The sequence below is a fragment of the Phycisphaeraceae bacterium genome (assembly GCA_019636735.1).
In the GTDB taxonomy this organism is placed as follows: Bacteria; Planctomycetota; Phycisphaerae; order Phycisphaerales; family SM1A02; genus VGXK01.
The window spans coordinates 233,477-256,010 of sequence record JAHBWY010000002.1; the positions used below are offsets into that span (position 1 = coordinate 233,477).

17 protein-coding genes and 1 other RNA gene are annotated in these 22,534 nt (G+C 64.7%); 10 read left to right on the plus strand and 8 right to left on the minus strand.

Features of this window, described 5'->3' with window-relative positions; all coding sequences use genetic code 11:
- Positions 1-132 precede the first annotated feature (132 nt).
- From KF724_03135 to KF724_03160, 6 genes are all read left to right on the plus strand, one after another.
- On the plus strand, positions 133-1,041 hold the full coding sequence (locus KF724_03135) for a zinc-binding dehydrogenase (GenBank protein ID MBX3354675.1): 909 nt from the start codon (positions 133-135) through the stop codon (positions 1,039-1,041).
- Between the two features lie 225 nt (positions 1,042-1,266).
- Entirely contained in the window at positions 1,267-3,342 is a 2,076-nt protein-coding gene (locus tag KF724_03140; GenBank protein MBX3354676.1) for a hypothetical protein, read from the plus strand.
- Positions 3,343-3,601: 259 nt separating this feature from the next.
- On the plus strand, positions 3,602-4,978 hold the full coding sequence (locus tag KF724_03145) for an efflux RND transporter periplasmic adaptor subunit (protein ID MBX3354677.1): 1,377 nt from the start codon (positions 3,602-3,604) through the stop codon (positions 4,976-4,978).
- A 20-nt stretch (positions 4,979-4,998) separates the two neighbouring features.
- Complete coding sequence (locus KF724_03150; GenBank protein ID MBX3354678.1) at positions 4,999-5,841, plus strand: ABC transporter ATP-binding protein; 843 nt, start codon at positions 4,999-5,001, stop codon at positions 5,839-5,841.
- The gene (locus KF724_03155) at positions 5,838-7,085 is read left to right on the plus strand and encodes an ABC transporter permease (protein MBX3354679.1); all 1,248 of its coding nucleotides are present in this window, start codon (positions 5,838-5,840) and stop codon (positions 7,083-7,085) included. Before KF724_03150 ends, KF724_03155 begins: the two co-directional genes overlap by 4 nt.
- A 64-nt stretch (positions 7,086-7,149) precedes the next feature.
- Positions 7,150-8,817: a TolC family protein gene (locus KF724_03160; GenBank protein MBX3354680.1), complete on the plus strand. Its 1,668-nt coding sequence runs from the start codon at positions 7,150-7,152 to the stop codon at positions 8,815-8,817.
- A gap of 149 nt (positions 8,818-8,966) precedes the next feature.
- On the opposite strand, the gene KF724_03165 is transcribed toward KF724_03160, so the two are convergent.
- Both KF724_03165 and KF724_03170 read right to left on the minus strand, forming a co-directional pair.
- A complete protein-coding gene (locus tag KF724_03165; protein ID MBX3354681.1) occupies positions 8,967-9,395 on the minus strand; it encodes a hypothetical protein in 429 nt (142 codons plus the stop codon).
- On the minus strand, positions 9,392-10,108 hold the full coding sequence (locus KF724_03170) for a hypothetical protein (GenBank protein ID MBX3354682.1): 717 nt from the start codon (positions 10,106-10,108) through the stop codon (positions 9,392-9,394). Before KF724_03170 ends, KF724_03165 begins: the two co-directional genes overlap by 4 nt.
- 272 nt (positions 10,109-10,380) lie before the next feature.
- Between KF724_03170 and KF724_03175 the strand changes: the two genes are divergently transcribed.
- Entirely contained in the window at positions 10,381-12,687 is a 2,307-nt protein-coding gene (locus KF724_03175; protein ID MBX3354683.1) for a hypothetical protein, read from the plus strand.
- An 81-nt stretch (positions 12,688-12,768) separates the two neighbouring features.
- Here KF724_03175 and ssrA read toward each other — a convergent pair.
- Together ssrA and sthA are read right to left on the minus strand one after the other, a co-directional pair.
- Positions 12,769-13,115, minus strand: a transfer-messenger RNA (tmRNA) gene (ssrA, locus tag KF724_03180).
- A gap of 65 nt (positions 13,116-13,180) precedes the next feature.
- Positions 13,181-14,647, minus strand: coding sequence for a Si-specific NAD(P)(+) transhydrogenase (sthA, locus tag KF724_03185; protein ID MBX3354684.1), 1,467 nt, complete (start codon positions 14,645-14,647; stop codon positions 13,181-13,183).
- Between the two features lie 65 nt (positions 14,648-14,712).
- Here sthA and KF724_03190 point away from each other — a divergent pair, with 65 nt between their 5' ends.
- Both KF724_03190 and KF724_03195 read left to right on the plus strand, forming a co-directional pair.
- A complete protein-coding gene (locus KF724_03190) occupies positions 14,713-15,258 on the plus strand; it encodes a low molecular weight phosphotyrosine protein phosphatase (GenBank protein ID MBX3354685.1) in 546 nt (181 codons plus the stop codon).
- Positions 15,248-15,910, plus strand: coding sequence for a flavin reductase family protein (locus tag KF724_03195; GenBank protein MBX3354686.1), 663 nt, complete (start codon positions 15,248-15,250; stop codon positions 15,908-15,910). Before KF724_03190 ends, KF724_03195 begins: the two co-directional genes overlap by 11 nt.
- Positions 15,911-15,943: 33 nt before the next feature.
- Here the strand turns inward: KF724_03195 and KF724_03200 are convergent, their stop codons facing one another.
- Both KF724_03200 and KF724_03205 read right to left on the minus strand, forming a co-directional pair.
- Positions 15,944-17,455, minus strand: a complete 1,512-nt coding sequence (locus KF724_03200; protein MBX3354687.1) for a trehalose-6-phosphate synthase — start codon at positions 17,453-17,455, stop codon at positions 15,944-15,946.
- An 89-nt stretch (positions 17,456-17,544) separates the two neighbouring features.
- Entirely contained in the window at positions 17,545-18,234 is a 690-nt protein-coding gene (locus tag KF724_03205) for a DJ-1/PfpI family protein (GenBank protein ID MBX3354688.1), read from the minus strand.
- A 39-nt stretch (positions 18,235-18,273) separates the two neighbouring features.
- Here KF724_03205 and KF724_03210 point away from each other — a divergent pair, with 39 nt between their 5' ends.
- Complete coding sequence (locus KF724_03210) at positions 18,274-20,118, plus strand: histidinol-phosphate aminotransferase family protein (protein ID MBX3354689.1); 1,845 nt, start codon at positions 18,274-18,276, stop codon at positions 20,116-20,118.
- On the opposite strand, the gene KF724_03215 is transcribed toward KF724_03210, so the two are convergent.
- Together KF724_03215 and serC are read right to left on the minus strand one after the other, a co-directional pair.
- The gene (locus KF724_03215) at positions 20,105-21,274 is read right to left on the minus strand and encodes a M28 family peptidase (GenBank protein ID MBX3354690.1); all 1,170 of its coding nucleotides are present in this window, start codon (positions 21,272-21,274) and stop codon (positions 20,105-20,107) included. The two genes, KF724_03210 and KF724_03215, sit on opposite strands and share 14 nt — an antisense overlap.
- 102 nt (positions 21,275-21,376) lie before the next feature.
- Positions 21,377-22,516, minus strand: coding sequence for a 3-phosphoserine/phosphohydroxythreonine transaminase (gene serC / locus KF724_03220; protein ID MBX3354691.1), 1,140 nt, complete (start codon positions 22,514-22,516; stop codon positions 21,377-21,379).
- Positions 22,517-22,534: the final 18 nt, after the last annotated feature.

Here is a 22,534-nt window from a genome sequence, read left to right on the forward strand (position 1 = left end):
TCGCGGCCCATGCGAGCCATTGAAATCACGCGCCTGGGAGACCCTGTTGCGCCGAACATACGATTCACGACCGATCGTCCTGAACCAGTGCCCGGTCCCGGTGAAGTTCGTGTTCGGACCGAAGCGTCCGCAATGAATCACCTCGACCTCTGGGGTGGGCGCGGCCTTCCGGGAGTCGAGGTCGAATGGCCCTTTACCAGTGGCTCCGATGGCGTCGGAGTTGTCGATCGCGTTGGGCCCGGGGTCGATGAAGCATGGATCGGCAAGCGTGTGATTCTGAACGCCGCGATCATGCATTCACCGAAGCCGAAGCCGGGCGAGCGACCGGCTGGCGAAGACATCGAGATGATCGGTGAGCACCGCCCCGGAACGCACGCAGAGTTCTTCGTGGCGCCCGCGGCGAATCTGATCGAAGTCGGCGACAGTGATCCAGTCGAGGCTGCGGCCTTCGGGCTGACGCACCTGACTGCATGGAGGATGCTGATCTCGCGCGGCCGAGTCCGCCCTGGTCAGAGTGTGCTCATCCCTGGTATCGGCGGCGGAGTTGCACTCGCGGCGCTCGGTCTGGCCAGGCACCTCGGGTGCATCACGATCGTCACGAGCCGGAGCGCAGAGAAGCTCGAGAGGGCGAAGGCGCTCGGGGCGGATCATGCCATTCTCGACTCGGGCGCCGATTGGTCCCGAGAGGTCCGCGCTGCGACCGGCCGCCGGGGCGTCGATCTCTGCATCGAGTCAGTCGGAAAGGCAGTCTTCGGCGCGTGCCTCAAGAGCCTGGCCCGCGGGGGAACGCTCGTAACATGCGGAACGACCACGGGCGGCGATGCGACTTGCGATCTCACCCGCGTCTTCTGGAATCAGCTCTCCGTGGTCGGGTCGACGATGGGAACCATGGAGGAGTTCGCCCAAGTGCTGGCGCTCTTCCGTGCCGGCCTGGTCAGGCCGGTGGTCGATTCCATTCACCACGCTGAGCATGGGCAGGAAGCATTCCGACGGCTCGAGTCGGGTGCTCAGTTCGGGAAAGTCGTGATCGTCTGGCAATAACCTGATTTCGGTCCTTCGGGACGAGGGCGTGGACCCCGGGCGAGACCGGCGCGAATCTCTCTGGAAACTCGCAATGGCCCTGCCCGTCCATTGGATTCGTGTGATGATCGGGTTACATTAGAGGCGATCTCGTCAGGCCGACCGCGTTGGCCCGGCGTTCCATGGTCGTGGTGCCATGGCTCGGGAGGGGCGGTTGGGGCTGAGATTCAAGGAGGACATGCGTTCATGGACAAGAGATTGATTCTCGGCGCCGGTGTCGGCGCCCTCGCACTCTTCGCGGCAGGTGCTGCGAATGCAGGCAGCAGTTGCCTGGCGGTGCAATCGAGCCCGATTCTGAACAACGATGACTGTTTGCAGGCTGGTGCGGTGGCCAATTATGTGGACCCCAACGGCGGCTGCAACTTCACGCCAGCTCAACTTCAGGATGTCGGGGTGCTCTCGGTGCCCGGACTGCTCGAACTCACGGGAACGGTCGGAACCTTCGTGCCGTTCGGCGGAACCGCACACACCAGCCGCGACCTTGACTGGTACACCTTCACGCTCAATCAGGGCGCGACGGTCAGCATCAATGCTCGCATGAACAATGCGGACGGCGAGGGCGGCGCGCCCGGATTCGTCAGCTCGGTGCTCTTCCTGATCCAGGGCGGATCGTGCCCGGCGGGGACCGTTCTGTACGGCGCAGCGGGGTCTTCCTGCAATCACATCATGCCGCAGTTCATCCTGCCGGCTGGAACCTACACCTTCGTCATCACCACTCCGTTCGAGGTTGACTCTGCCGTCCCGTTCTACAACTGCCCGGCCGAGTACCAGGTGTGGATCGACGCTCAGCCGACGCCCTTCGGTCCAATCTGCGCTGCGGCGACCGCGGGTTGCGCCGAAGTTCACGCGGGTGTGGGCTGCGATGACTTCACCTGCTGCGAGGCCGTCTGCGGCTTCGACTCCAACTGCTGCTTCGTTTCGTGGGATCAGAACTGCGTCGATCTGGCGGTGTCGGAGTGCGGCTACTTCATCTATAGCTGCGACAATCCCGGACCGGCGAATGACTGCGCGTTCTCGCCGATCCTGGTGCAGCCAGGTGATGTGGTCTTTGCTGACACCACGGGTGCCACCACCGACGGCCCGAACGGCCCGAGCAGCCTCTGCGCGGTCGATATCGGTCTGGACATCTGGTATGTCATCAAGGCCCCGTCCAACGGCGAGCTCTCGGTTGACGGCTGCAACCTCGACTTCGACTCGGTGATCGCCGTCTACGACATCGGCACCGACCTCGGCGCGTTTGATCCGTCGCTCCTGGGAACTTACCCGAGCGCCTGCGCCGATGACACCTGCGGTCAGGTGGCTGGACCATCACGCATCACCATCGTCAATGCCAATGCGAACCACTACTACCTGGTTCGGATTGGAAGCTGGTTCAACGCGCAGTTCCCGCCGGAGTCCGGTTCAGGCAATGTGGCCTTCGACTTCGACGGCGTGATCTTCAACACCGGTTCGCAGCGGGCCATCCGCAACCAGGACACCGGCGCGCTGACCAACCTCGGTCTCTCCTCGGGCAACCTCGGTGGAGCGAATACCCGACGCTGGTCGGCGGTGGCGTTCACTGTGCCGCAGAGCGACTCGGACTATGTGGTCACAAAGATCATCGGCAAGGGATTCATCCCCGCCGGCTGGACCGTCTCGAATCTCGGCTGGGTGATCTGGAATCGCCTGCCGGGCAACCCGGCTCCGACCGCCGCGGATCAGGTTGCGGCAGGCCTCGTGCCACTCCCGGTCAACTACGACGAGGCTGATGATGACGCAGCGAACGCCGCGTGGCCGATCGTGATTCCTGAGTCAGAGCGTCCGGTCCTGCCGCCCGGCGACTACTACCTGACTCTCTACGGCGACAACGGTGGACCGAATGAGCTCTCCCAGTGGGCGTGGTTCCTCCTCGGGCCAGACGGTGTCCCGCTGCTCGAAGGTGGTCTCCACGGCTGGCGTAGCGCCACCGCGGCTGGTGGGTTCCAGTTCTTCCTGCTGCCCGCGGTATGGGCAGTGCAGGTCGGCGACGACCCGAACTGGCTCTACAACAACGCGTTCCGAATCATTGGCCAGCCCGTTGAGGCGGCGTGTGTGGAGACCCCTGACCAGAGCGGCAACGGCTGCGTCGACGGTGCGGATATCGCCATCGTTCTCGGCAACTGGAGTCCGACGACCCCCGGCGTTCCCGGCGCTCCCGGCGATGTCAACTGCGATGGCTTTGTCAGCGGTGCTGACATCGCGGTGATCCTTGGTGCCTGGCTGACTGGTCCGAACTGCCCGTAAGTTCGGCCCAGCATCACGACCCCATGCAAGGTGATGGCCCCCCGGCTTCGGCCGGGGGGCCTCTTTCTTGCCACGGGGCCGCTCCGAACCTCTGAATTCGCAACCACGGGGAGACTTCGGCGAACAAGTAGACTCTGCCCTCCGATCGAGACGGGTTCTCTGAATCCGGGTTGGAGGCGGGCGCGGGAGGTCGCAGCCGTTCGTGCTGGACCTCGCGAACTGACCCGAAGCTTGCCTTGGCTCCACCGCGACGCCGCCCATGCGACGATTGATCATCATTCTCATCGTCCTCGCCGTCCTGATCGGTGTCGGCGCCGTCTTCGCGGCTCCGACCTTCCGGAACATGCGAGCGGAGGAGCCGACCGCAGTCAGAACCGACTCATCCCGGCTGGGGACGCTCACCGAGACGATCTCGGCTCCAGGGACCGTGGAGCCCGTGACCAAGGTCGACATCTCCGCCGAGGTCTCCGCCCGAATCGTCGAGATCCGCCGTCGCGAGGGTGAGCGAGTCGAGAAGGGCGAGGTCGTCATTCGGCTCGATGATCGTGATCTTCGGGCGGCGCTTCAGGCGGCCGAGGCTCGTCGTGATGGTGAGCGCTACCGCCTCGAGGCTGAACGAGCGAGGATCGTCGGTGCGCGGCAGAACCTGCTGAACGCGAAGCAGACCCAGCATCGCCAGGAGCAGCTCTATGCGACTGGCGATGTCAGCCGACAGGCGCTCGATGATGCGATGCTCCGAGTGAGTGAACTCGAAGCCCAGGTGCAGGCGGCGGAGAGCACCATCAACCAGCTCGAGAAGGGACTCGCGACCGCCGAGGCGCAGATCGAGCAGGCGCGCGAGGCGGTTCGGCGGACCACCATCATCAGCAACATCGACGGAGTGGTCACCCTGCTCAACGCCGAAGTCGGGGAACTGGTCGTCGTGGGCACCATGAACAACCCCGGCACGCGGATCATGACGATCGCCGACCTGAGCCAGATGAGACTTCTCTCGCGCGTCAGCGAGTCCGACATCGCGCGCATCGCCCGGGATCAGGATGCCGAGATCTTCATCAACGCCTACAAGGATCGCGTCTTCAAGGGACGCGTCTCCGAGGTCCCTCTCCAGCGTCAGACGGAGCGCGACAACTCGGGCTTCTTCCCAGTCAAGGTGGCTCTCGAACTCAACGGCGAGGTCATCTTCTCCGGGCTGGGCGGGAATGTGGACATCGTGGTGGGAACGCACGAGGGTGTGATCGTTCCCAGCCAGGCCGTCGTCGAGCGGCGACCGAGCGAGTTGCCCGCCGAGCTGCGATCGAGCGACCTGATTGACCGATCGGGGCGCCGAACCACGCCGATCGTCTTCAAGCTTGTCGATGGTCGCGCGGTTGCAGCCGCGGTTCGCGTGGGGCCGTCGAACCTGACAGAGACGCTGATCGTGGCCGGTCTCGAGCCCGGAGAACAGATCATCACTGGGCCGTTCAGGACTCTGGAGAAGCTCAAGGCGGGTGATCTCGTCAAGCCCGATGAGAATGCGGGGCTGGGTGAGTTCCGCGGCGCGCCAGCACCCACGGGGCGCGGCGGACCTCCCGGTGCTGGTGGAGGAGGTGGTCGTCGCGGTGGCGGTGGCGGGGGCGGAATGAGCGTGCGCTTCTGAAGCGTTCGACGGAGCTCCCCATGGCGGCCCTCATCGAACTCAGCGGGATCACCAAGATCTACCATGTCGGCGTCGAGACGATTCACGCGCTGCGCGGAGTCGATCTCTCGATCCACGAGAATGAGATGGTCGCGATCATGGGCTCGTCCGGCAGCGGGAAGAGCACGCTGATGAACATGCTCGGCTGTCTCGATCGGCCGACGGGCGGGAGCTATCGACTCGCAGGGCGTCTGGTGAGTGCGCTCGGTGCGGGTGAACTCGCGCGGGTCCGAAACCAGGAGATCGGCTTCGTCTTTCAGAGTTTCGAACTGCTCGCTCGACAGACAGCGCTTCAGAATGTCGAACTTCCGCTGATCTATGCCCGGCGCTCGGGGTGGTGGGGGAGCCGTCGCCGCAAGGCGCTCGCGGCGCTCGAGCGCGTCGGGCTTGCGTCGCGGGTGCATCATCGGCCGAACCAGCTTTCGGGCGGTCAGAAGCAGCGCGTGGCGATCGCTCGCGCCATCCTGAACCGTCCCCGCATCCTGATGGCCGACGAACCGACGGGCAATCTCGACTCGAAGACCACCGAAGAGATCCTCGCGCTCTTCCGCCAACTGCACCGTGAAGGCCAGACCATCCTCTTGGTGACCCACGAGGACGAGGTGGCGGCGACCTGTCAGCGCGTCATTCGCCTGCGCGATGGCAAGATCATCTCTGATTGCGCTGCGATCGATGATGAATCAGTTGGGCGACTGGTGCCGATGGCCACCGCGCGCGTGGAGGCGGCGCTCGAACGATTGCAGCGAAGCGCCTCGGGAGAACACCCGGGCGAGCGGGACTCTGAAGGGACCAAGGCGGCCTCGGCCGAGGAGAAGGCCGCGTGATCTTCAACCCCTTCTTCTATCTCCAGGCAATCCTGCTCGCCTTCGGGCAGATCTGGGCGAACAAGACGCGCAGCCTGCTCACCGCGCTTGGCATCGTGGTGGGTGTTGGCAGTGTCTGTGCGGTCATCGCCGCGCTCACCGGCTTCGAACAGAAGATTCTGCGCGAGTTCGAGACCTTCGGCGCGTCGCGTCTCTTCATCTTCCCCAACCGACCCGAGGCGACCTCCAGACAGCGCTATCCGTGGAATCGCGTCAGGCTCCAGGTTTCGGAAGCCGAAGCGATCGCCAGCCAGTGTCCGTCGGTCCGTTGCATTACGCCGATCAGCGACATGACGATGACCGCCGAGAGCAGTCTTGAACAACTCGAGGCGGTGAATGTGGTGGGGATCTGGCCAGCGTGGCATGAGGTCGAGAATCGCCAGGTCATCGTGGGGCGAGCCTTCAGCCAGATCGACATCGACAGCGCCCGGCAGGTCTGCCTGATCAACGAGGCGGCCATCGAGGAGCTGCGACTTCCCGAGGACCCGATCGGCGAGCACATCCTTCTGGGTGGACGGCGATTCCTGATCGTGGGGATCGTGGAGACGATCCAGGGGCGCATGTTCGGCGGCATGAACACCAGTCGAACGGAGATCTTCATTCCCTTCTCCGTGGTGGAGAAACTCCAAGACTCCTGGTTTTTCATGCGATTCGCCGCCATGGCGCTCAGTCCGCAGCACGCCGAGGAGGCGCGGGCGGAGATCATGCATGTCATGCGGCGCGGACGCGGCATCGGTCGAGGTGAACCCGACACCTTCCGAGTGGAAGCGATCGATCAGTACATCGACCAGTTCAAGTCGATGGCCGCCGCCATCACGGCCATCGCCGGTGGCATCGTCGGCATCTCGCTGCTCGTCGGCGGAATCGGCATCATGAATATCATGCTCGTCTCGGTCTCCGAGCGCACCAGGGAGATCGGGTTGCGCAAGGCGGTGGGCGCCACGCCAGCGGCGATCCTGCTCCAGTTCCTCCTCGAGGCCGTCACCCTCTGTCTGGTCGGAGGGTTCCTCGGAGTCGCCATCGGCCAGGGGCTCGCCTTCGCCATGATGATGATTCCGCAGGCGGGGCTTGAGCATGCGACCGTGCCCATGTGGGCGATCGCCATCGCGTTCGGCTTCAGTGCGCTGGTCGGTATCGTTTTCGGAATGTTCCCCGCCATCAAGGCCGCCCGCCTCGATCCGATCGAAGCCCTTCGACATGAGTAGCCTGCGCAGGATGATGCCCGCGTCGGCCACGGAGAGCTCGCCACGCCGCCCACGATCAGGCGCGATGACTCTTGTCGCGTGGTCCGGAGTCATGGCGGCCCTTGCGGCGAGCGCCGGGTGCCAGAATGAACTCTTCGGCGACTGGGAGGAACCCTGGCGAGTGCCGCCCGCCAAGCTCCGCGAGATCGCCGCCTTCGAACCCGAGGCCGAGACGCGCGGGCCTCCCGAAACGCTCGAAGACGCGCAGCGCCGGATCCTCGAAGATGGGCCGCGGCGTCTCGAGTTTCCGTCGCGCACGGACATCACTCTTGCCGATGTCCGTGCCAAGGCACTGTCACACAACCTCGACCTCAAGGTCATCCAGATTGACCCGTCGATCGCCCGATCGCGCGTCAGCGAGGAGGAAGCGAAGTTCGAATCGACCTTCTTCGCGAACTACACCCGCAATGAGAACAATCTCCTCACGAACCTCGAGGAGGGACTTCCCATCGCCAGTGATTCGCTCGATACGGGCGTTCGCTTCCCTTTGGCGACCGGAGGCACCTTCACCGCCGGCGGCCTCTTCAACCGCGCCGATCCGAACAATCCCCTGATCACTTCGGACTCATGGCAGAGCGGGCTTGAGTTCAGCATCAGCCAGCCACTCCTTCGCAACGCGGGCATCGAGGCGAACACCGCCAGCATCCGGATTGCGAGATTGGCGAGCCAGATTGCCGATGCCCGCGCCAAGCTCGAAGCCATCCGCGTGCTGGCCAATGCCGACCGCGCGTATTGGAATCTCTACGCCGCGTGGAAGGAGCTCGAGGTCAGGCAGGAGCAGTACAAGCTGGCGATGGCCCAGCTCGAGCTGGCCCGCAACCGAGTGCGCGCCGAGGATGCGCCTGAGATCGAGATCACGCGCGCCGAGAGCGGGGTCGGGCGCACCGTCGAAGCGATCATTGTCGCCGACAACCAGTTGCGTCTTCGCATCCGCGACCTGAAGCGGATCATGAACGACCCGGACTTGCCGATCAGTTCACCCACGGCGCTCATGCCGGTGACCCCTCCGAATCCGCTTGGATTGACGCTCGATGGCGAGGAGCTCGCCGCACGAGCGGTCGCAGAGCGCATGGAGATGCTGGAGCTCGAGCTTCAACTTGCGATCGACGCGACCACCATCGATCTGCGACGCAATCAGGCCCTGCCGCTCTTTGTGCTCGACTACCAGTACCAGGTCCTCGGGCGAGGCACCTCTTTCGGGGGCTCCGTCTCCGAGATCGGCGATGACGACCAGTACCTCCTTCGCGTGCGGGCTGAGATTCCGCTCGGCAACGAGGCGGCGCGCAGCCGGATTGCGCAGGCCGTTCTGGCGCGACTCCAGCGCTTGGCGACCCGCGATCTTCGCGCCCTGGTGATTCGCCAGGAAGTCCTCAATTCGCTCGATAACCTGGAAAACGCGTGGCGCCGGATTCTGGCGGCGCGGCTCGAAGTGGTGCTCGCGGCACGCACGCTCGCGGGCGAGGAGCGGCAGTTCAGCGTGGGGCTGCGGACAAGCACGGATGTGCTGGATGCGAGCACTCGCCTCTCTGATGCGCGAAGCCGCGAGGTCGCGGCGCTCGCCGCGTGGCAGATCGCCCTCGTTGACCTCTCCTTTGCGACAGGCACGCTGCTCGGCGGAACCCGCATCGACTGGGAGAGGGCTCTTCCGCCACCGACGGTCGATCCGGGAACCTGGTTCTCGGCGCCGCGGTGACTCGCGCTGGCGTGCGGTGATCGCATGGCGGGCCTGGTCGGCGTGCGACGGGACGGGTGGGGCGTGTGCGAACAGGCCCTGGGGCACTCCGACGCGACTCGACGCAGATTCTGTTTCGATGGCGCAGGCTGTCCATGCGCGACCGCACCTCAGCTCACGCCGGGACATCGCGCGAGCGCCACCCGAGCCAGTTCGCGCAGCGACCAAGGAAGTGCGTCGTCCTGCGTCAGATGCTGAAACGCCTGCTTGATCGAGGCTCGCCGCTGTCGGGTGATGAACTCGTCGAAGCGAACGAGGGCCGCCGCAATCGTCAGGGCATAGAGCTGTGACGCCAGCTTGCGCTCCTCGAGCGTGTCGCCCTCCATGCGAAGCTCCTTGAACAACGACTTCGCCTTGACCAGGCTCGTGAGCGAGGTGTCCGGGGAGGTGATGAGGTCGATGGCACCTTCACAGCGAGGTTCGAGCTCGCGGGCCACAAGGTCGGCGACAGCCCACTCCGGGGACTGGCTCCACGCCCGCACCCAGGCGAGCGTGGGGCGAAGGAGGCCCGGATCAACCTGCGGGCGGGGTTGCGTCATGATGAACTCCTTCCTTTCTCGCCGTCCAAGAGCTTGAGCAGCGTGCGAATCTCCTCGTCGGATGCATCATCGTGAGCGCTTGCTCCGATGCGTTCGAGAAGTCGCTCCGCGAAGCAGCGCTTCGCCGACGCCAGCGCGCGGGCGATGCGCGACGCGGTCGCAAGCCCTGTGATCTGCTTCAGTTCCTCGGTCGTGGCAGGTGAAGCACCTTCGAGTGCGGGGCGAAGAATGCGGCGCTCAAGGCAGATCCATGCCGCCTCGCGTTCTTCGCGCATGCACTGCTGGCGGCACTGTTCGGCCGCCTCTCGAATGAGCATCGCCACCCAGGCGGCGGCAAAGGCCTGCTCCGGAGTGAGCGATGGGTCACGAATCACCGGAAGGGCTCCATGCAGCACGAATCGCCCCTCGCCGGGGTGTCGCCGCGCCGCGGTGCGGCGACGATGATCATCGCGAAGGTAGTTCACCACCGAGCTCAGGAGCAGCGTTCGAAAGCGTCCGCGCTCAGGGTTGGCGCGATCGAGCAGGCCGCGAGAGAAGAGCACATCGGCAAGGAAGCCCTGCGTGAGGTCGAGCGCCGTCTCCTCATCGCGGCCGCTCTGGCGGATGAATGCGTAAATGATCGGCCAGTAGCGCTGGGCGAGCGAGGTCCGCGACGCTTCGTAGCCGTGGGAGTCGGGGTCCGCAGCGCGGGCGACCTCGCTCCAATCGGTCATGCTCGCTCCGAGCCGCGAGGCGGACGAGGAGCCGGTGGAGGTGTCTGGCGACCCGGGCACTTCGCCACTTATACGCGGGGCGGTACGGCTTTCGCGGTTGAATCGCACTGTCGGTCTCGGTGAATCTCGCGCGAGGCCGCCGTGTTCGTGCAAGAGTTCCCGAACTATTCCGGTTCAGATCGTGATAAGATCCTGCACGCAGGTCGCTCCTCCAATTGTCGTGGGGGCGGACCATGCGAGAACACCTCTCCGGGGGTGGAAGGACTTCCATCATGAAGGGGCAGAATCGTCGGATCGGACCCGTCGGGGTTCGGGCGTGTTCAGTTGCGCCCATGATTGGCGTGTCGCTGCTGGCCCTTGCCGCCGCGGGTGCGGTTGGCACCACTCGACAGGTGGCTGCGTTCACTCCGCCGTTGGCCGACTATGGCGATGCGCCGGTCGGCAGCACGACGAGCATGCCGCTCATCCTCGCCTATCCGGGGGTGCTGGCACGCTGGGTGACGAACTTCGATCACACCAACCTGGTGCCTGCGACGCCACTCCACGATCACGGCACATGGCTCAAGGTGCCCACCACCTTCCGGCTGGGAACCGTGTCGCCGACGGCGACCTTCGATTCGACGCAGACTCCCTCGTCACCAGACAACGACGCGGTGCCGCAGATTCTTCTCTACGCCGTGGGGTCAAACCCGATTGCGGACATCAGGTTCCGAGTGAGTACCACGGCGGGTCATCCTGCCGACGGCACCTTCTACTTCAACCTCTTCATCGATCAGAATCGTGACGGAGCATGGCGTGAGCTCTACAACGCCTTGACGGGACTCCCGCAGGTCGATGGCAATATGGAGCACGCCGTGCGCGACATTCCCATCACCATGGGGCCGGGCGAGACGCGCACCATCACGATCAGCGGCATTCGCGTGGAGAATCCGCTCAGTCCGCTGTGGGTTCGCATGGTGGTGAGCAATCGGCAGATTGGCTGCGTCTACTCGGGTTTGGCGAACATCGACCCGAAGTGCAACTGGCCGCTCCTTCAGAATCAGATCGCGTGGGACGGGACCATGATCGCGGCGCACGATGAGTTCGGAGAGATCGAGGATCACTACCTCGAGTTTTCGAGCACCTATGGCGGTCCCAATCAGCCCGGCATCTTCATGGCCACGCAGGTTCTCGGCAGCGGTGGCGGAGGAAACGGAGGTCAGCCGCCGAAGCCGGAGTGCATCATCAGGTTCCGGCGACTTGACCTCATCGTTCCGCAGAAGTGCCCGGTCGTTCGACTCTTCAATCTGAAGGCGCGGCGCTTCAATGTGAACGGTGGCTGCAACACCGAGCCCGTGCTCTTCGGCATGTACGGTCCGGAGCGGATGACCGGGGTCGTCGGACCGCCGACGATCGCACTCAACCCCGCGGCGACGGCTCCCGGTGGGCCGTGGATCGCGCCCGGAGCGGTCGATCACACATGCGCCGATGGAACGGTGCTCACCCTTCCCGGTGCGCTGAACGGTCTTCCGCTCTTGCTCAGCAGCACCATTGCAGCAAAGGACCTGAGCAAGCCGCCGCTGAACCTCTTCACCGTCTGCTTCGACAGTCCGCCGCGACGCTATCGCGCCTACAAGGTGGAGTTGCTCGCCCTGACCTGCGGCAGCGTGCATGAGAACCGCAGCGTCAATTCCTATCCCGCATCGGCGCAGACCAGCGCGGCCATCGTCGGTGTCGGCGCCACGAGCGATGAAGTCACCTTCGGTCACGGGGACCTGATCGAGACCTTCATCTCGGTTGATCCGGCGGAGCCGCGGCCATTCCCCGATCCCGACTTCCTTCTGCACAACTTCATCCTGTTCGATCCGCTGTTCTCCGAGGCGTTCATCGATCCGCTTTGCGCCGCCCCGCTTCCCGAAGCGGCTCCCTTCTCGCTTCGCCTGGTCAACGCGGCCTATCACACTCGTCCCACCATTCCGAAGCAGACGCGCGCCACCATGGTGGAGTTCTGGACGGCAGGCGAGGCCTTCGACGCGCAGGTCACTTCAACATCGGGCATGATTTTCTTCGTCGCCCTTCCGACCACCTTCCCCTGCGATTTCGTGCAGACCATCGTGACGCTCCCGGATGACTTTGAACTCGACTCCATCACGATCTCGATGGCGGATGGCTGGGTCGACGAGGTCGTCGTGCGCCTCGACGGCATCGAGGACTGCAACCAGAACGGACGGCACGACGCGTACGACATCGCCATGGGGCTGAGCATGGACTCGAACCATGACGGAATCCCCGATGAGTGCCAGCCTGACAACCCCTGCGACGGATGGTGCGGCAGCCAGTCGCCATCCGGCTGCTGGTGTGACCCGGAGTGCCTGAGCTCAGGCGACTGCTGCCCGGGTTTCCAGGGCCTTTGTCCTCAGGTGCCATGCGCCGCGGACTTGACCGGCGATGGCCAGGTGAGTGGCGCCGACATCGCAATCATGCTTGGTGCGTGGGGCGCGTGCTCGCCGCCATGCCCCGCCGACATCAACAAGGATGGATCGGTGAATGGCGCTGATCTCGCCATTCTGCTCGGTGCATGGGGGCCGTGTCCGCAATAGGCGCCCCAGCCGCGACCACGAACGAGAACGAGCCCGGACGGCGGATCATGGCTCCGCCTCCGGGCTCGCTTCTTCCACTCGCAATGGACCCGGGGAGATTCGAACTCCCGTGCCGAAACAGTCGTCAAGTCGCCTCTACGCGCGTATCTGCCGTTGATCGTCACTCCGCCTACGGCCGGCAGCAGCCTCGGCGGAACCAAGACGGACTGAATGTCACACGGTCGGGTCTGTCGGCCGATTCGTGCCTGCCCGATGATTGCGGAACTTCACCCTACCGGGCATCGGGCGGGTTCCGTGCGGCCAATATTAGGCCGCGAGAGCGTACTGCGTGTTGGCAGTTGTTGTTGTGCATGCTTTTTGCGTGGCCTGCATGCTCCACGGCGCGCCACGACAGGACGGGATTGTCCGGTCGAAGCCAGTTCGGGCCCGATTGTCAAAGAGCATCGAGTATAGCCGCGTCGCTTCAGGCTGAGGCGGTTTCACTTCCAGACGATCACCGTGCTTCGGGCGCCGGGCGTGCCACGGGGGCGGAGGTGTCACGCGCTGGGGACGCACTCGCGGAGAGCCGCAAGCGATTGTGGGCATTGAGCGCGGCAGTCTTGTAGCACTCGGCGAAGGTCGGATAGTTGAAGACCGTCTGCAGGAAGTAATCGAGACCACCACCGAGGCGAAGCACCGCCTGGCCAATGTGGATCAGCTCCGTCGCCTGCTCACCGATGCAATGCACGCCGAGCAGTTGTCGAGTGTCGCGATGAAAGATGAGCTTCAGCACCCCGGCATCCGCTCCTCGAATGAGGCCGCGCGCAATCTCGCCGTAACGGGCAACACCGATCTCGTAGGGGACGCACGCTTTCGTGAGCTGCTCTTCCGTGGCGCCGACCATCGAGATCTCGGGAATGGCGTAGATGCCGTACGGGTAGTGTTCGCCCATCGGCTCACTGCGCTCGCCGAACATGTGGCACGCGGCCAGACGCCCCTGTTCGTAGCTGGTGGCCGCCAAGCCCGGAAACCCGATCACATCGCCTGCGGCGTAGATGGTCGGCACATCCGTGCGGTAGTGCTCGTCGACCTTCAGGCGCCCGCGATCGTCCGCCTGAATGCCGACTGCCTCGAGCTCCAGGTTCTCGACATTGCCCACGCGACCCGCGGAGATCAGGATCACATCGCTCACGATCCGCTTGCCGCTGCGGGTGACGACGGCGGCCCGGCGCGGTGAAGCCTCCGTGACCTCGACCTGGTCGACCTCCTCGTTCATGCGGAAGGTGACGCGCAGCGCGCGGAGTTGATGCATCAGTTCGTCGATCAGCTCTCGGTCGACGAAACCGAGAGGACGATCGACCTTGTCGACGAGCGTCACCAGGACTCCGGCGGCGGCGAACATCGAGGCGAACTCGATCCCGATGACGCCGGCGCCCATGACGGTCATGGAGTGCGGGAGCTCGCGCATCTCCAGAATGTTGTCGCTTGAGAAGATCGTCTCGCCATCGCAGCGGACCCCGGGCGGGAGAATCGCGCGGCTCCCGGTGGCGATCAGCACATGAGCCGCCTGGAGAACCCGAGTGGCATCGGTCGCTTCAATGCGAAGCGTGTGCGCATCAATGAACGAGGCCATGCCCGGAATCACCGTGACATCGTTGCGATCAAGCATGGCGCGCGTCGTGGTCGCCTCGGTCTCGATCACTTCCTGCACGCGCGCCACGAGCTGCGGCATCGTGGGACGCACACGCTGAAGCCCGGTGGCGTGCATGGACCTCGCGATCGTGTCAGCGGTCATCGTGCGAACCGCTTCGCGGAAGGTCTTGCTCGGAATGGTGCCGGTGCGAAGGCAGGAACCTCCCAGCATGCGGGCCTTCTCGACCACCGCCGCGCGTCGGCCGAGCTTCGCGGCCTGAATGGCCGCGCGGATGGCTGCGGGACCGCTTCCGATGCAGATCAGGTCATATTCGTAGAGCGCGCTCATGGGATGGTCGAGGATATCGACGCGACCCCTTGCGAAGCTGATGGTGAATGTGAAGAATCCTGTGCATGGCCGCCAGGATTCGAGTTCTCTTCATCTGCTTGGGCAACATCTGCCGGAGTCCTGTCGCGGCGGCGGTCCTTCAGCATCGACTTCGCGAGGTGGGGGCCGACCCGTTCGTGGAAGTCTCCAGCGCGGGGCTCGGGGGTTGGCATGCCGGCGAACGACCCGATGAGCGGGCGCGCGAGGTGGCGGCCCGACACGGCATTCCGATGGTGTCTCGTGCGCGGCAGGTGGAGCCCGATGAGTTCGCGCGCACGCATCTGATCATCTGCATGGATGAACAGAACCGGAGAGGTTTGGCGAGGATGGGTGCGCCGGCCGAACGAGTGCAGCTTCTCAAGAGCTTCTCGGCGACACCGATCGGCGCAACGATGGAAGTCGACGATCCTTACCCGCACGGTCCGGAAGCCTTCGATCTGATGTTCAAGGAGATCATGATCGCGGTCGACGCGCTTGTCGAGCATCTCGTACGCGAACACGAGCTGCCATGTCGGGCGAACGCCGGGGCGAAGCGCGCGAACCGCGCCGAAGGGAAGGACGATGGAGATTGACCCTGCGACGCTGCCCTCGTCGGAGCGATACAAGCTGCTGATCGGCGCGATCGTGCCGCGACCGATCGCCGTCGTCGGGACGACTTCGCCCGATGGCGCCTCGGTGAACCTCGCGCCATTCAGCTTCTTTGCCGGCGCTGGAAGTGAGCCAATGTCACTCCTCTTCTGCCCGGCCAATGATGAGCACGGTCATGAGAAGGACTCGCTGCGCAACGCGAAGTCGCGCAGCGAAGGCGGCTCAGGGGAGTTCACCGTCAGCATCGCGGCCCACCCGATCATCCGGCGCGTGGTCGCCGCAGCCGAGCCGCTTCCCTATGGCGCAAGCGAGTTCGAACTCTCGGGGTTGACACCGAGGCCCGGGGTGATGGTGCGGGCGCCGTTCGTGGCGGAAAGCCCGGTTGCCTTTGAGTGCCGAACCCTTCAAGTGATTCGTCTCGATGGCGGGAGCGCCGTGCCCAACGCCGGCAACATCGTCATTGGCGCCGTCGTGCGAGTGCATGTGCGCGACGAGATGGTTGATGCGCGCCATCGGATCGACCCCGCGAAGCTCGATGCGGTGGGTCGCATGGGCGGATTCGGATACGCCACTACGCGCGATCGCTTCGAGCTTCCGTGGGGTGCCGCGGCGCTGGAGATGCCGCCCGGTTCCTGAGGAGCATCATCACTCGCCGCCGCGTTCGTTGCATCAGGTGCGCAGACGCAGGAGTGACTCGGCATCTTCGGGGAAGTCGAACTTGAGCAGCTCCGAGAGAATCTTCGCCCCCCAACGATAGACATTGTTCTGGGCGAGATGACTGCGCATGCGCCTCATGCGGCGCGCGCGATCCTCCGCAGGCATGATGAGCGCGGCGTGCATGGCGTCGGCGATCTCGTGGATGGCGAACGGGTTCACTTGGATCGCATCGGTGAGTTCGCGGGCGGCGCCGGTGAACTGGCTGAGGACCAGCACGCCGTCATTGTCGATGCGACTGCCGACGAACTCCTTGGCAACAAGGTTCATGCCATCGTGCAGACTCGTGACCGCCGCAAAGCGAGCCAGTCGGTGAAGGGCCGTCATCTCCACGGGATCATGATGGGTCTTGAAGAAGTGAATGGGCTGCCAATCCCGTTCACGCCAGCGGAAGTTGATCTCTTCCACGAGGCGATCGACTTCGTCCTCGATCCGCTGATAGGGCTCGATATGGCTTCGGCTCGGCGCCGCCACCTGCACGAAGGTCAGCCGACCACGCCACTCGGGGCGGCTGCGAAGCAACTCGTTGACGGCGTGAAGCCGCTGGGGAATGCCCTTGGAATAGTCGAGCCGATCAATGCCGACACCGATCATCTCGGCGCGGCGGCCGAGCTTTCGGCGCCAGCGCTCCATCGCCTCTTCGACCTCCGGCGACGAGGCTCGCTGCGACTGGGCTTCGAAGTCGATCGTGATCGGGAAGTCGCGGATCGCGGTGGTGCGTCCACCCTGAGTGATCTGGAAGCGGTCGGGATCGACACGCGCCTCGATGGTGCGGTCGATGGTCTCGAGGAAGTTCTGGCAGTGGTAGCGGATGTGAAAGCCCAGCAGGTCGTTGCCGAGCAGGCCTTCCAGGAGCTCCTGCTTCCAGGGGAACGCGCGGAAGACCTCGCGATTGGGCCAGGGAATGTGCCAGAACTGCGCGACGATGATGTTCGCATTGGCGCGCTTGAGCATGCGCGGCAGCAGGCAGAAGTGGTAGTCGTGGATGAAGACGAAGCTGGGGGCGTCGCCGACCTCGCTCAGGACGGCGTCGGCGAAGCGCTCGTTCACGCGGCGATAGCACTCCCAGTCAGCCGGTCGGAAGACCGGCGGCACGAAGGTCACATGACAGAGCGGCCAGAGGGCGCTGTTGGCGAGGCCGTAGTAGTAGCCTTCCTCCTCCTCCTTCGAGAGCCAGATGCGCCGGAGCGTGTACGAGGGATCTTCCGGAGGGACCCTGATTCGGTCGGAGGTGTCCACCACCTCTCGGTCCGCTTCGCCCGAGCCGTGCGCGATCCATGTGCCGCCGCTGGCGCGCATGATGGGATCGATCGCCGTCGCCATGCCGCTTGCTGGACGCACAACGGTGATCCGATCGCCATCGAATCGGTGAATGAAGGGCTCGCGGTTGGCCACCACGATGAAGCGGTAGCCCTTCATCCTCGACTCGATCATCTGGTGCAGTGAATCACGCGTCCACACACGCATGGCGTACCGCGATGGGCGCGACGATGCAAGTCTGCGCGGCTGAGAGTCGGCTTCGCCGGATGAGTGCGGGGTCGCCCACAGATGCCGTGTCAGGAGGATCGACTCGACGGTCTCGGTGTTGCGGCCGTTCGCGGATGCTCGAGTGTGCGAGCGATCTCGTCGGCCAGACTCTTGCCGCTGGAATGCGCGGCGGATGCGAATCGTTCAACCAGGTGGAGCGCGAGGTCGATTCCGCTGGTCACACCGCCGGCCGTGATGATCTCGCCATCATCGACCACGCGGTCGCGGACGATCACGGCGCCGCATCGCTCGAGATCATCGATGGCGGCGTGATGGGTGATGGCCCGGCGCCCTCGGAGGAGGTCCGCGCGTGCGAGCAGCATGGCACCGGTGCAGACGCTGGCAATGATGGTGCCGCGAGCGTGGGCTTCACGAACGGCGCGCGCGACGGTGCCTGGGCCATCGCCGCGCTCGAACTCGCTCCAGGCGCCGATGCGGGATCGATCGACCCAGCCGCCGCCGGGCACAATGAGAACCTGCGGCGCATGGCCCGTCGGCGCTCGTCGTTCAATTCGAACCACGAGACCGTTGGACGCTCGCACCTCCTCGGCGCCGTTGATCGTCTCCAGGTCGACGCACCACGCATCCGAGGCAGGCGCCAATCGCCTTGCCGCCATCGAGAGCACCTCGAAGGGAGCAATGGCGTCGAGTTCGTCGAAGCCGGGGTAGAGCAGAATGCGGTACTGCACACCGCAGGTTGTACCCGCATCGCGGTTCAAGGCAGTTCCTGCATGGCTGCAGTGGTACGCTCCCGCGACATGTCCGTGCCCTCGAGAACGCGGGTCTCGATCGCGACTGCTGAACAGCGCGAGCGGATCCGACGACTGCGGCATGAGGTCTATGCGACCGAGCTGGGGCAGCACCAGGAGAACGCCCTGCGAGCGCTCTCCGATGAGCTCGACGAGTTCAATGTTCAGATCGTGGCCTCCTGTGGCGATGACCTCGTGGGGTTCGTCACCATCACGCCGGCGGGAAGTCGTCGATTCTCGATCGACAAGTACTTCAAGCGGGAGGAGCTTCCATTCGAGATGGACGAGGGTGCCCACGAAGTGCGTCTCCTCACCGTTCCTGCGGATCGGCGAGGATCCCGCCTGGCGGCGATCCTCATGCTGGCGGCGTTCCGTTGGATCGAGGCGCGCGGCGGTCATCGAGTGGTGGCGATCGGCCGGCAGCAGCTTCGGTCCTTCTATGTCAAGGCGGGATTGGAACCGCATGGACTTCTGGCCCGATCAGGCAGGGTGACCTATGAGCTCATGAGCGCCACGATCGACCGAGTTCGCGGCATGGAACGGCATCGAAAGATCTCCGCCCGGATCGGAGACGGTCGCTCATCGATCGAGTGGGACCTCGACGCGCCGCTCGAGCTCGCGCTCGGTCCCGATCATTGCGGTCATCTCGAGTCGTCGGTGTCGGAGTGCGAAGAGTGCTGCTTTCACGGCGGCGCCGCCTTCGCCGCCATCGGGGAACGATTCGAGCGAGTCGATCGTCACGAGTCCACCATCAACGCCGATGTGCTCGACGCCTGGTTTCCGCCGGCACCGGGGGTGCTCCGCGTCCTTCAGGAGTACCTCGCCTGGTCGATTGCCACGGCACCTCCTCAGGACGCGCGAGGCGTGGTGCGTGAGATCTCCGAGTGCCGCGGACTTCCACCCGAGTCGATCTCGGTCGGCGCCGGCTCGTCGGCGCTCATCCATCGAGCGCTGCGGCTCTGGTTCGGTGCCGATACGCGCGTGCTGCTGCCTGACCCAACCTACGGCGAGTATGACCATGTGCTCTCGAGGCTCATCGGTTGCAAGGTCGAGCGCATGGAGCTGCGTGAATCGGAGGGCTTCCGGATTGATCCGGAGCGAGTCATCGCGCGGTGTTGCGCCGAGCGGATCGATCTCCTGATTCTGGTGAATCCGAACAATCCGACGGGTCAACTCCTCTCGCGGAGCCAGATCCTTCGCATTCTCGCCTCGACACCCCGCTCGACTCGGATCTGGATCGACGAGGCCTATATCGACTTCGAGGCGCCGGACGAAACTCTCGAGTCGATCGCCGCTCACGATCCTCGACTGATCGTGTGCAAGTCGCTCTCCAAGGCGCACGCTCTCAGCGGGCTCCGCGTGGCGTATCTCTGCGCGCATCAGGAGCGTGTGCGCGAGATCAGGCATCTCAGCCCACCGTGGGAGATCGGTCTGCCGGCGCAGATGGCGGCCATCGAGGCTCTTCGGGACTCTGAGCACGCACGCAGGCATCACGCCGAGACCGTGGAGCTGCGGCGGGAGCTCATGATGTTGATCGACGAGACGATGCCGGAGCTGACGCTGATTGGAGAGGGCGCAAACTGGCTTCTTCTTCGACTGCCCCCCAACGGTCCGGATGCCAGGGCGCTCTGCGCCGACTGCGCTCGCCGAGGTCTCTTCATTCGTGACGCGGGCCGCACAAGCCGTGTTCTTGGCACGCACACGATTCGCATCGCCGTGAAACAGCGCGAGGTCAACAGGCGAATGGTCGCCATCCTTGCGGACGCAATGCGATCGCGGATGCGGACGCTGGAAGTGCGCGCATCACCGGAAGAGATCGAAGATGTTCAGGTGCCGCGGCCTACGGTGCCGTGAGTGACGCGTTCTCGGCATGGGGAGCCGAGGGGCCTGGCCGATCGGCGCCCGCGAGTCGCCCCAGCACTCGTTCCAGTCCTGCGACCACCCGCGCCAGCTTCAGGGCGTTGATCTTGTCCGGTGTATCGCCCGTCGTGTGGTAGTAGGGGTAACGGAATGGCGCGGTGTCCGTGATCATCAGGCCGGGATAGCCCTCCTGCCAGAACGACCAGTGGTCAGACCAACTGATGCCGGGAATGACGCCGGGCAGCGCTGCGCCCTCCGACGGAAACTCCGTGGTCTCCCGAAAGGCCCCGATCACTTCATGCAGGAATGCGCGGGAACGCGGGTTGGCGACGAAGCCGATGAAGTTGCCGCGATCGGGGTAGAGCGATCCGAGTGGTGGCGGGTACTTCTGCGACTCCGGCTCATCGGAGTACCACCCCATCGTCTCGAGTGAGAGCATGCCGACGATTCGGTCGCCCGCTCGACGGGAAGCGCGGGCGTGCGTCAAGGAGCCCATGTCCTCCGTCTGAAAGTACGGAGGCTCCTCGTCGGCAAAGAGCACAAAGCGAAGGGTGCGCTCCGGCGCGGCGGGTCGCCTGGCGGGCGAGAAGGCCTCGGCCAGCGCGAGAACCGCGGCCACGCCCGTCGCGTTGTCGTTGGCGCCGGGAGAATCCTCGAAGCTGTCGTAGTGGGCCCCGATGACGAGGATCTCCTCGCTTCGCGCGCCGCCGTGACGCTCGACGATGATGTTCCCCGGACTCGCCGTCGGATCGTGGTCAGGTGAAGGTTCGCGCCGCGGCTCGTAGCCCATCGATCGCAGTCGGCGCTCAATGTGGTCGGCCGCTCTGGTGTACGCCCTTGCGAATGCGCGATTGCGCGGGCCAATCTCGCCTGCAAGGAACTGGACATCGCGGGCGAGGGCCTCCGCGAGCGCCCGCTCGGCCGGGGTCGCTTCCGGCAACGCTCCGGTGAACGAATTCCCGGGCATCACGATCCACATGCGGTGCGCCACGACGAGCGCGATCGCGATGGCTCCCATGAGCACAAAAAGGCGCACGAGCGCCGCGCGAGAGGCGATGGTGATGCCGCAGAGCCGAAGGGCGCTTGACGGAGAGGCCTTCGAACAGCCGTGCGAAGCGTCGTGCGAAGGACCGTCCATCGGCTCGCTCAAGCGGGTGTCCTCCATCGCCCCGATCGATCGAATGGCGCCCGTCGCACGACGGCCGCCCGCGCCGTCAGCGCACTTGCGGCCCCGCGATCGCGTGGGGCGACTTCAGCCGTTCTTCTTCGCGAACTCCGCCATGAACTGAGCGAGCGCCTCGCAGCCGGCCTTCGGGAAGGCGTTGTAGATGCTCGCACGAAGGCCGCCTGCATCGCGATGGCCCTTGAGTCCATCCATGCCCGCAGCCTCGGCCTCCTTCACGAACTTCTTGTCGAGGTCCTCGCTCGGGCAACGGAAGACCACATTCATGTGGCTCCGGCACTCGCGCGTCGCATGGCCTCGATAGAAGCCGCCGCTGCCATCGATGGCGGCGTAGATGACTCCGGCCTTCTCGGCATTGCGCTGCTCGATCGCCTTCAGGCCTCCATGCTTCAGGATCCACTTGAAGGTCAGGCCCATGACATGAATGCCGAGGGTATTGGGGGTGTTCAGACGGCTGCCGTTCTCGACATGCTTGCGATAGTCGAGCATGGTGGCGATCGGCTGATCCTTGCGCTGCGTCTCGAGGAAGTCCTTGCGCAGCAGCACAAGCACGACACCGCTGGGGCCGAGGTTCTTCTGAGCGCCCGCGTAGACCATCGCGTGATGCTGGAAGTCCCAGGGCCTCGCGAACATCTCGCTGCTCGTGTCGGCGACCAGCGGCGCGTTGGTCTTCGGCGGCTCTGGCCAGCGCGTGCCGTAGATGGTGTTGTTCGAGCAGTAGTGGAGGTAGCACGCGTCAGGAGTGAGCGTGAGTTCGTTCGCGCTCGGCGTGTGGTCGTACTTCGTCTTCGAGCCGTCAAAGGCGACATTCACCTTGCCGAAGAGCTTCGCTTCCTTGCATGCCTTGGTCGCCCAGACGCCGGTGTCGGGATAGTCGGCGATGCGGCCCGGATGCAGGAAGTTGAGCGGCAGCATGGCGAACTGAAGCGTCGCGCCACCCTGAAGAAACAGCACATGGTGTGCATCACCGATCCCAGCCACCGCGCGACAGTCCGCTTCAGCCTCCTCGATGATGCGGTCGTAGACCGGGCCTCGATGGCTGTGCTCCATGATGCCGATGCCGCTTCCGCGCACGCTCCAGATGTCCTCCTGGAGCTGGGCGAGCACCTCCTCCGGCATGCACGCGGGGCCCGCTGAGAAGTTGAAGATGCGCTTGGGGCGATTGGAAGCAGAAGTCATGGTGGTGGACGCTGAGGCAAAGGTGGTCATGGGAAGATCCGTGGCGAG